This window comes from Wenxinia saemankumensis (assembly GCF_900141735.1).
Taxonomy (GTDB): Bacteria; Pseudomonadota; Alphaproteobacteria; order Rhodobacterales; family Rhodobacteraceae; genus Wenxinia; species Wenxinia saemankumensis.
Genome location: NZ_FQYO01000008.1, coordinates 60,405 through 68,979, shown reverse-complemented (window position 1 = coordinate 68,979; position 8,575 = coordinate 60,405). Strand labels below are relative to the sequence as shown.

Genomic DNA, 8,575 nt, shown 5'->3' with positions numbered 1-8,575 from the left:
GACGTTGATGTCGCGCAGGCCGAGGACGTGGCGGTGCTCGGCAAGCAGCTCGGCCTTGTGCATGCCGGCGCGGGCATGGGCGAGCGCCTTCTCCGGCGCGCTTCCGAAGATCTTCCACAGGTCGCGGAGCGCGATCTTGACGTCGGCCATGGACCTGCCCCTCACTGCTTCTGCGATGCGTTGACCCGGGCGAGCGCCGCCTTGGTCGTGCGGTCGAGGATGACGGCGAGCAGCACGATCCCGAGGCCCGAGATCAGGCCGACGCCGAGTTCGAGGTTGCGGATGCCGCGCAGCACCAGAACGCCGAGGCCGGGGGCCGAGACCAGCGAGGCGATCACCACCATGGCGAGGCTCATCATGATGGTCTGGTTCACGCCGGCCATGATGTTCGGCAGCGCCAGCGGGATCTGCACCCCGAACAGCTTCTGCCGGTCGGTCATGCCGAAGGCGTCCGCGGCCTCGATCACCTCCTTGTCGACCAGCCGGATGCCGAGATTGGTCAGCCGCACCACGGGCACGATGGCGTAGAGGATGATGGCGATCCCGTAGAGCTTCGGCTCGGTCACGCTGAAGAGGAAGATCAGCGGGATCAGGTAGACGAAGGGCGGCAGCGTCTGCAGCATGTCGAGGACCGGGATCATCGCGTTCTGGAACCGGTCGTTCCGCGACATCAGGATGCCGATGGGCACGCCGAGCAGCACGCAGATGATCGCGCAGACCGCGATGATCGCCAGCGTCTGCATCGCGTAGTCGTAGTAGTCGATGAAGGCGAGCAGGGCGAGCGCGCCGACGACGAAGGCCACCAGCTTCAGCGACCGGCTGACGGCGAGGACGATCAGCCCGAGCAGCGGGATCATCACGAACCACGGGACGACCTGGAAGAGATGGAGGGCGTTGCGCAGCGCCCAGCTCAGCGGCTGCGTGAGCGGGTCGAGCACGGTGGAGAGCGCGTCCTTGATGTCGAGGAAGGCCCGTTCCAGCCCCAGCGTCAGCTCCCGCGATTGCGGGAAGGCGGCGCAGGCATCGTTGAGGGCGTCCATCGACGGAAAGGGCGTGGCCCAGATCGACCTGTCCGGCTCGGCCCCCGTCTGCGCCATGAGCTCCGCCATGGACATCGGCGCCGTGGTCCCGGTGCCGCCGCACCAGTCCCGCAGGCCGAGCCCGTCGAATATCCAGTCGTAGGTCGCCATTCGTCCGTCCGTTTCCCGTGCCGCATCCCGGGCGCGGCGCGGTGCCGGACCCCGGGGTCCCCCCCCTTCGCGTGATGCCGGCGCCCCGCCCCGTTCCCCGCCGGGGAGGGGGCGCCGGCGGGCCCCCTATTGCTGGAGCATCGCCGAGAGGTTCTCGCGCGCCTCGCCGCTGATCCAGCCCCTCCACTCGTCCTGGTAGGTGGTCAGGAAGTGGACCGCGCCCTCCTCGCCCGAGGCCGCGTTCTCCTCCATCCAGCTCAGGATCGAGTTCATCGTGTCGGTCTGGAAGGTCATGTTCGACAGGAAGTCGACCAGTTCGGGATGCGCCTCGGCGAAATCGGTCGTCACGGCCGTCGCCACCGGCGCGGGCGGGAAGGAGGTGCGGCCGACATCGGTGGCGTCGACGTTCTGCGCCGCCTCGTGGGCCTCCCGGTCGTAATCGCCCATGTCGACCTGGACCATGTCGTAGCGGCCGATGACCGAGGTCGGGGCCCAGTAGTAGCCGAACCACGGCTCCTCGTTCTCGAAGGCCGAGGCGATGGAGGTCGCGAGCGTCTCGCCCGATCCGTGGTCGAAGATCTCGATCCCCGCCTCCTCGACGCCGAAGGCGGGCAGCAGGTTGTCATTGAAGACGCGGCAGCCCCAGCCCTCGGGGCAGTTGTGGAAGCGCCCGCCGACCAGGTCGGGATTGGCCAGGACGCCCTCGATCGTGGTCAGCTCGGGATGCGCCTCGGCGAGATAGGCCGGGATCCACCAGGCATCGATGCCGCCGGGCTCGAGCACGGCGCCCAGTTCCTGAATGGTGCCAGCGTCCTTCATTTCCTCGTAGACCTGGCCCGTGGCGTTGGTCCACAGCTCCGTCACGATGTCGGGCTCTCCGTTCTCGGAGACCGAGGTGATCGCCGGGACGGTGTCGGAGGGCACGATGGAGACGTCGCAGCCATAGCCCTGCGTCAGGATGAACGAGGCGACGTTCGTCACGACGGAGGCGGAGGCCCAGTTCATCTCGGTGATCGACACCTCGCCGCACTCTCCGTCCTGCGCGAGGGCAGGCGCGGCGAGCAGGGTCAGCGCCGAGGAAAGGAGGAGTTTCTTCATGGTGTTCCCTATCGGTTCGTTCGGTCCGGACCGGGCGCGTGCCGCCGATCCCGTTCAGCCGGTCATCGCTGGCCCGCCCGCATCCGTCGCGCGGCCGGGGCGGCGACGATCGGGGCCGCCGCAGGATGATCCGGGGGGCGGCTAACACCCGACCACCCGTATTGCGACACCCGAGGCGGGTGACGCGACGCAAGGGGATCTTCCGGGCCTGCGTCCGGGGCGGCATGACAGGTCGGGCGCGGCGGCTGCGCGAGGAATGACCGGCCATCCCGAACCCGCAGCCCCCCCCCCGTCCTGACCGATCCGCATCGGGATCCTGCCATCGCCGACCGCTCGGCGCAGCGCAGGCCTGCATCGCACGGGCCAGAGGCGAAGCCGGTATGGAGGCTCAGCCCTCCGGGTCGAAGCCGGCCTTCAGGGCCATGCGCACGAGGTGGGACAGGCTCTTCGCGCCGGTCTTCTGCATCACGCGGCTGCGGTGGATCTCGACCGTCCGGGGGCTGAGCGACAGGGATTCGGCGATCAGCTTGGTCGAGCGCCCGATCACCATGTGCTCCATCACCTCGGTCTCCCGCGGTGTCAGGACGGCGAAGGGTGCCGTCCGGGCGTCCTCGAGTGCCGCGTGACGGCGGGCGGGCCCCGCGATCGCGTGACGGATGCTCTCCAGCAGGCGCTCCGGCTCGAACGGTTTCTCGACGAAATCGGAGGCGCCCGACTTCAGGGCCCGCACCGCCATCGGCACGTCTCCGTGGCCCGTCATGACCACCACCGGCAGATCGGGCCAGCTTTCGCCCACCCGCGCCAGCAGGCTCAGCCCGTCCATCACCGGCATCCGGACATCCACTAGCAGGCAGTCGCAGGTCGGGGGATCGCCCTGCTCGAGGAACCCGGCCGCCGCGGGGAAGGTGCGGACGGCGAAGCCGTGGACCTGCAGAAGGGCCTCGATCGACCCGCACACATACGGATCGTCGTCCACGACGCAGATCTTCGGCGCGCCGGTCAATCCGGCGATCCCGTCGGAACCGTCAGGGTGACGCAGGTGCCCCCGTCCGCCGCCGTTTCGCATCGAAGGTGGAGCTCCGGCGCGGAGATCGCTGGTCCGCCAGCAGGTCCGGGGCCGAGCGAGGCGCAGCCGGGCCCGGAGCGGGTGATCGAGATCTCGACCCGTCCGTCATCGCAACGCCGGCTGGCGATGCGGACATGCGGACGGCCGGTGAGGTCCGGGTGCGGCCTGTCCAGCGCCGCGCGCAGCAGATCGCCGAGGATCCGCCGCAGGCCCGCGCCATCGCCTACGATCCCGGGAAGGCCCCGGGCGAGATCGAACTCCAGGGGCGCGCCGCCCTCCGCCGCAAGGACCAGGGTCTCGGCGGCAAGGCCCGCGATCATGCCGTTCGTATCGTGGGGATCCGGACCGGCATCGCGGCCGTCCCCGATCCTGCCGACCATCTCGCTCGCCCGACGCGCCTGCAGCACCGCCTTCTCGATATAGGCCAAGGCCCGGTCATCCCCGGCGCCGTCGGCGACCAGCTTCCGCGCCGCCTCGGCGAAATTGACGATCGCGGTCAGGGGCTGACGCAGATCGTGCGCGATCCCGGGGGAGAGGACAGGTCCCGCGGTGCGGGCGAAGATCCGCGGGACCGGCGCACCCTGTTGCGGGCGCACCGACAACAGAAGGTCGGATTCCCTGCTTCCTGGTGCTGCCACGACGGTCACCGACACCGGGTGCAGCCTGCCGTCGCGGGATCGGAGGCGTGTTTCCACTGGCGATCCGCCACCGGATCCGTGCGCAGCCCACGACCGGGCGGGTACTTCCGGCAGCACGTTCTCCACGGCAAGGTCCTCGGTCCCGTCGCCGGAAAGGCCCAGCATCGCCGCCACGGCGCCCCCCGCCCAGCGGATCGTGAGGGTCGAGGCGTCCAGAAGAAGCGTATCCGGCCCTGCGGACGGGACCGTGCAGAATTGCATCGCCTGCGACCCAAAAGGGATGGACGTTTCCAATGCCGCATCCTCAAGCAATATTTACGATTAATGATACATTCGGCGCTCGGTCCTTCCAAGGATCGCGCGACCGCTACGGTCCCTGTGTGCACGAAAGCACGTTTCAGCACCATAGCCTGCATTGATGTGGTAATATCCGTTAAGGTGCCCCCTCACGCGTTGCGTGGGATTCTCCACGGAGAAGGCATATGACCATCGGACGGCCGGTCGCTGCGTCGAGCGATGGGACCCCGCTGCTCTCCGGCGGTGTCCCGCGGATCCGCGCCGCATCGATGCCGGAGCCGCAGACCCAGATCGAGCCCGAGCAGCGAATCGACTGCCCCCCTGCCCCTCCGGCCGAGGCCGCAGATGGCCGGCGCGTTCCGCCCCGTTTCGCGTCCACGTCGCGGGGCTGCCTCCCCGGACGCGCCCCCGGGTGTCGGCGGCGACGCGGGGTCGGTATGGACCGCCCGCGGGCGCGGTGGGGGCCGCCTCCGACCTATCCCGGGGCGGAAGCGTGCAGCGGCAGGCTCGCCCACGAACCGGACCGGGCGCCCGAGGAGGGGATGATGTCCGGGCGGGGAGCGCGGGGGAGCCTCGACGACAGGCCGGATCCTCGCGGCGGGGGGCGGCAATGACGAAGGAGCGGCTGTCGGAGAAGGCCGGTCAGCTCGGCAGGCTCGACGACGATCTGCGCAATCTCGAGGCGAGCACGGGAATCGCGGCGATCGTTCTGGACGGCGAACAGCGGATCGGCCGTTTCACCCCCGCCACACGGGCGCTCTTCGACCTGGTTCCATCCGATGTCGGCCGCCGGCTGACGGACATCCTCCGGAAGTTCGAGGATCCGGACCTCCTGCAGGACATCCGGCGCGTTCAGGCCACGGAGGAAACTCGCGAGCGCGAGGTCGTCACGGCGGAGGGCGTCTGGCACCTTCGCCGCATCCTGCCATACCGCACGCAGGACGGCCGGGTCGCGGGGGTCGTCCTCACGTTCTTCGACATCACGCAGCGGCACGAGATCGAGCGGAAGCTGCGGCAGAGCGAGGCCCGTTTCCGCGCCCTGATCGAGAACGCCCCGGATCCCATGATCCTCGTCGACGCGGCGGGGGGCATCGTCCTGGCGAACGCCCAGGCCCTCAGATTCTTCGGCTATGCGGCGACGGAGCTGATCGGGGTGTCGGTGGAGACGCTCGTTCCGCCCAGACTGCGCGGCATCCACCGCGCGAACCGCGAGGGCTACCTCGGGCATCCGAAGGTGCGGTCGATGGGGCAGAAGCTCGACCTCGCCGCCGTGACCCGCGACGGCAGGGAAGTTCCCGTCGAGATCTCTCTCAGCCCGGTCGCTGGGGCGGAGGGCAACCTCGTGATCGCCGCCATCCGCGATGTCGGGCGGATCCGCCGTGCCGTCCACGAGGCGCAGGAGGCCAAGCGGGTTTCGGATGCCGCGCTGCGCGCCAAATCCCGGTTCCTGGCGACCGCGAGCCACGACCTGCGTCAACCCCTGCACTCGCTCAGCCAATCGACACAGGCGCTGATGCGGATGGTCGGCGAGCCCCAGGCGCGGCGCCTGCTCGAGATGCAGCGGGCGTCGATCTCCAGCATGCGCTCGCTGCTGAATTCGCTGCTGGACATCTCCAAGCTCGACAGCGACGGCGTGGTCCCCCGAATCCGGCCGGTCAGGCTCAGGCCGATCGTCGAGGGCGTCTGCGACGAATTGCTGGCGGAGGCCGGCGACAAGGGCCTGATCCTGAGGATCGAAGGCGAGGATCTCGCCGTCCGCTCGGACGACGACCTGCTGCGCCAGCTGCTGCAGAACCTCATCGTCAACGCCGTCCGCTACACCGATGCCGGTTCGGTCACGGTGACGATCGTCCGGCAGGACGGTCGCGTGGTGATCGGTATCGCGGATACCGGGCGCGGGATATCGGCCGCCGACCTCCCGCAGGTCTTCGACGAATTCTACAGAATCGAGAGTGGTCGGGGCGAGCGGGGGCTGGGCCTGGGACTGGCCATCGTCCGGCGCATCGCCGCGATGCTCGAGATCGGAATCGATGTCGCGTCCGAGCCCGGCGTCGGGACGACCTTCACGCTGAGCGTGGAGGCGAGCGACGCGGCGGTCGCGCCCCCGTCCGCCACGGCGCAGGCCGCACCGTTGGAGGCCGCCGGGGGCACCGTCCTCCTCGTCGACGACGAGCCGTCGGTGCTGGAATCGACGGAAGCGTTGCTGGCTCTGGAGCCGGGGCTGAACGTCGTGACGGCCGCCTCGCCGGCGCAGGCCTACCTGGCCCTGCAGCGGCAGGTGCCCGACGTCCTGATCACGGACATGCATCTCGGCGCGGCCGAGACCGGGCTGGACGTCATCTGCGAGGCCCGGCGGAGAACGGGAACGACGATCCCGGCCATCCTCGTTACCGGCGACACGACGGGCGGGATCGAGGGCCACGGCCTCGCCGACCTCCGGATACTGACCAAGCCGACCGAGGACGGCGCCGTGATCGACGCGGTGTGGCGGTTCCTGGCGCGGGGCGCCATCGCTGCGCCCCCTGCTGCGGCCATGGAGCCGGACTGAGGGCGAGGGCCCCTTCGACCGAAAGGGGTAGATCCCGCCTTAGCGCGTGGCCCCCGCGATCCCCTCCCTCCGGGCGGCGTGCCCGTTGCGACGGGCGGTCTCCCCCATCCGTGCAGCCCGAACGACGTGTCGGTGCCCCCGCCGGGTAGGCGGCCCCACCGACCACCGCATCGGTTCCTCCGAATGGCTGAGTCTCGACGCAGGCGAGCGGCTGCTAGCGTCCCCCTGGGTCCGGCCCCCCCTTCAGAGAGCCGGACCACGGGCGGGGGAACGGCAATGGCGGATGGCACCATCGAGATCCCGGGCACGGCCCTGCCCCCCGCGGGCGCGTCGGCGGCGGCCCCGGCCCGCGAGCGGTCGGTGACCGCCGCCGGTTCCTCCCTTTCCGCCATCCCGGTGCACCGCCGTCCGAGGCGGGCGGCGCGGCGAGATTCGCGGGATCGCGCGGTCGCCTGCGCCGCGCTGATCGGCGCGGACGTCCTGGCTTTCGCGCTCGCGGCCGCCCTGCTGGAGCCGTTCGCGCCGGACGGCGCCCTTCCCCTCGAACTGCTCGGCCTGCTGTCCGCGGCGATCCTGATGCTGTCGTGGTCGGACGGGCTGTATCCCGGTTACGGCATCTACCCTCACGAGGTGATGCGGCGCCGGATCGTCGCATTCGCCAAGCCCGGCATGCTTGCCGTTGCGGGGACGGTCCTGCTGGGCGGCGACTTTCATCTGGCCCTCATGCTCTCGAGCTTCCTGATCGCCGCCCTCTTCTTGCAGCCGATCCTGCGCAGCTGGTCGCGGGACACGTTGCACCGCACCGGGCGATGGGGCGTGAGCGCCGAGATCCAGGCGGAAGATGCGCAGGCGGAGGCGTGGCGGGCGGTCCTGACCGAAACCTGGCAGCTGGGATTCCGCTGCCGTTCACCCGGTGCCCGCGGCAGCGCCCACACCCTCCTCGTCGCGGGGGGGCGGCTGGAGCCGCAGAGCATCGCGCGGGGGCCCGGCCGGGCGAGGGAGGTGATCCTGCTCGGCGCGTTGCCCGGCGGGGATGACGCGGCCGCACCACGGCCGGCGGACCTGCGCGGCGAGATCGGCCTCCGGCTGCGCCTGGTCGCCCCGGTCCCGCACCGCCCCGGCCCGGCCGGACGCGCGATCGACTGCGCCCTCGGCGCCACCCTGCTGCTGGCGGTGGCGCCGGTCCTGCTGACCGCCGCGGCATCGATCTACCTCGTGGATCCGGGCCCCGTGCTCTACCGCCAGCGGCGGGAGGGCCTGGGCGGCCAGAGCTTCGGCGTCCTGAAGCTCCGCACGATGTATCGGGACGCGGACCGCCGTCTCGAGATGCTGCTGGCGGGCGATCCCGCGGCGCGGGCGGAATGGACGCGCTACTACAAGCTGCGGAACGACCCGCGGATCCTTCCCTTCGTGGGTCGGGCACTGCGGGTCAGCAGCATCGACGAGCTGCCGCAACTCCTGAACGTGATCCGCGGCGAGATGCGCCTCGTCGGCCCGCGCCCGTTCCCCGACTATCATCTCGCCGCGCTGGACCCGGCCTTCCGGGCCCGCCGCTCCACCGTCGTGCCGGGCCTGACCGGACTGTGGCAGGCGAGCGCCCGCAGTACCGCCGACGCCGCCCGCCAGCAGGCGCTGGACGACTTCTACATCGCCAACCGGTCGTTCTGGCTCGACCTGCATATCCTTTGCCTCACCCCGGCGGCCGTCCTTCGCGGTCGTGGCGCCTACTGACCGGCGA

6 protein-coding genes are annotated in these 8,575 nt (G+C 70.5%); 2 read left to right on the top strand and 4 right to left on the bottom strand.

The window, feature by feature from the left end:
- Positions 1-161: 161 nt before the first annotated feature.
- The 4 genes from BUE30_RS16875 to BUE30_RS16860 form a co-directional block, all read right to left on the bottom strand.
- Positions 162-1,190, bottom strand: coding sequence for an ABC transporter permease (locus BUE30_RS16875; protein WP_073334243.1), 1,029 nt, complete (start codon positions 1,188-1,190; stop codon positions 162-164).
- Positions 1,191-1,316: 126 nt separating this feature from the next.
- Positions 1,317-2,288, bottom strand: coding sequence for an ABC transporter substrate-binding protein (locus BUE30_RS16870; protein WP_073334241.1), 972 nt, complete (start codon positions 2,286-2,288; stop codon positions 1,317-1,319).
- Between the two features lie 388 nt (positions 2,289-2,676).
- Complete coding sequence (locus BUE30_RS16865; RefSeq protein WP_212590729.1) at positions 2,677-3,264, bottom strand: response regulator transcription factor; 588 nt, start codon at positions 3,262-3,264, stop codon at positions 2,677-2,679.
- 23 nt (positions 3,265-3,287) lie between these two features.
- The gene (locus tag BUE30_RS16860; protein ID WP_244526402.1) at positions 3,288-4,157 is read right to left on the bottom strand and encodes a histidine kinase dimerization/phospho-acceptor domain-containing protein; all 870 of its coding nucleotides are present in this window, start codon (positions 4,155-4,157) and stop codon (positions 3,288-3,290) included.
- Between the two features lie 742 nt (positions 4,158-4,899).
- Between BUE30_RS16860 and BUE30_RS16855 the strand changes: the two genes are divergently transcribed.
- Positions 4,900-6,837 (top strand): hybrid sensor histidine kinase/response regulator, encoded by a 1,938-nt coding sequence (locus BUE30_RS16855; RefSeq protein WP_073334234.1) that lies wholly within the window; start codon positions 4,900-4,902, stop codon positions 6,835-6,837.
- Positions 6,838-7,113: 276 nt separating this feature from the next.
- Positions 7,114-8,568, top strand: a complete 1,455-nt coding sequence (locus tag BUE30_RS16850) for a sugar transferase (protein ID WP_073334231.1) — start codon at positions 7,114-7,116, stop codon at positions 8,566-8,568.
- The last annotated feature ends 7 nt before the right edge of the window (positions 8,569-8,575 follow it).

Bases quoted from the DNA above. Each gene is read 5' to 3' on its own strand.
- BUE30_RS16860 (WP_244526402.1), bottom strand. From the start codon at position 4,157: ATGCTGGGCCTTTCCGGCGACGGGACCGAGGACCTTGCCGTGGAGAAC.
- BUE30_RS16850 (WP_073334231.1), top strand. From the start codon at position 7,114: ATGGCGGATGGCACCATCGAGATCCCGGGCACGGCCCTGCCCCCCGCG.
- BUE30_RS16870 (WP_073334241.1), bottom strand. From the start codon at position 2,288: ATGAAGAAACTCCTCCTTTCCTCGGCGCTGACCCTGCTCGCCGCGCCT.
- BUE30_RS16875 (WP_073334243.1), bottom strand. From the start codon at position 1,190: ATGGCGACCTACGACTGGATATTCGACGGGCTCGGCCTGCGGGACTGG.
- BUE30_RS16855 (WP_073334234.1), top strand. From the start codon at position 4,900: ATGACGAAGGAGCGGCTGTCGGAGAAGGCCGGTCAGCTCGGCAGGCTC.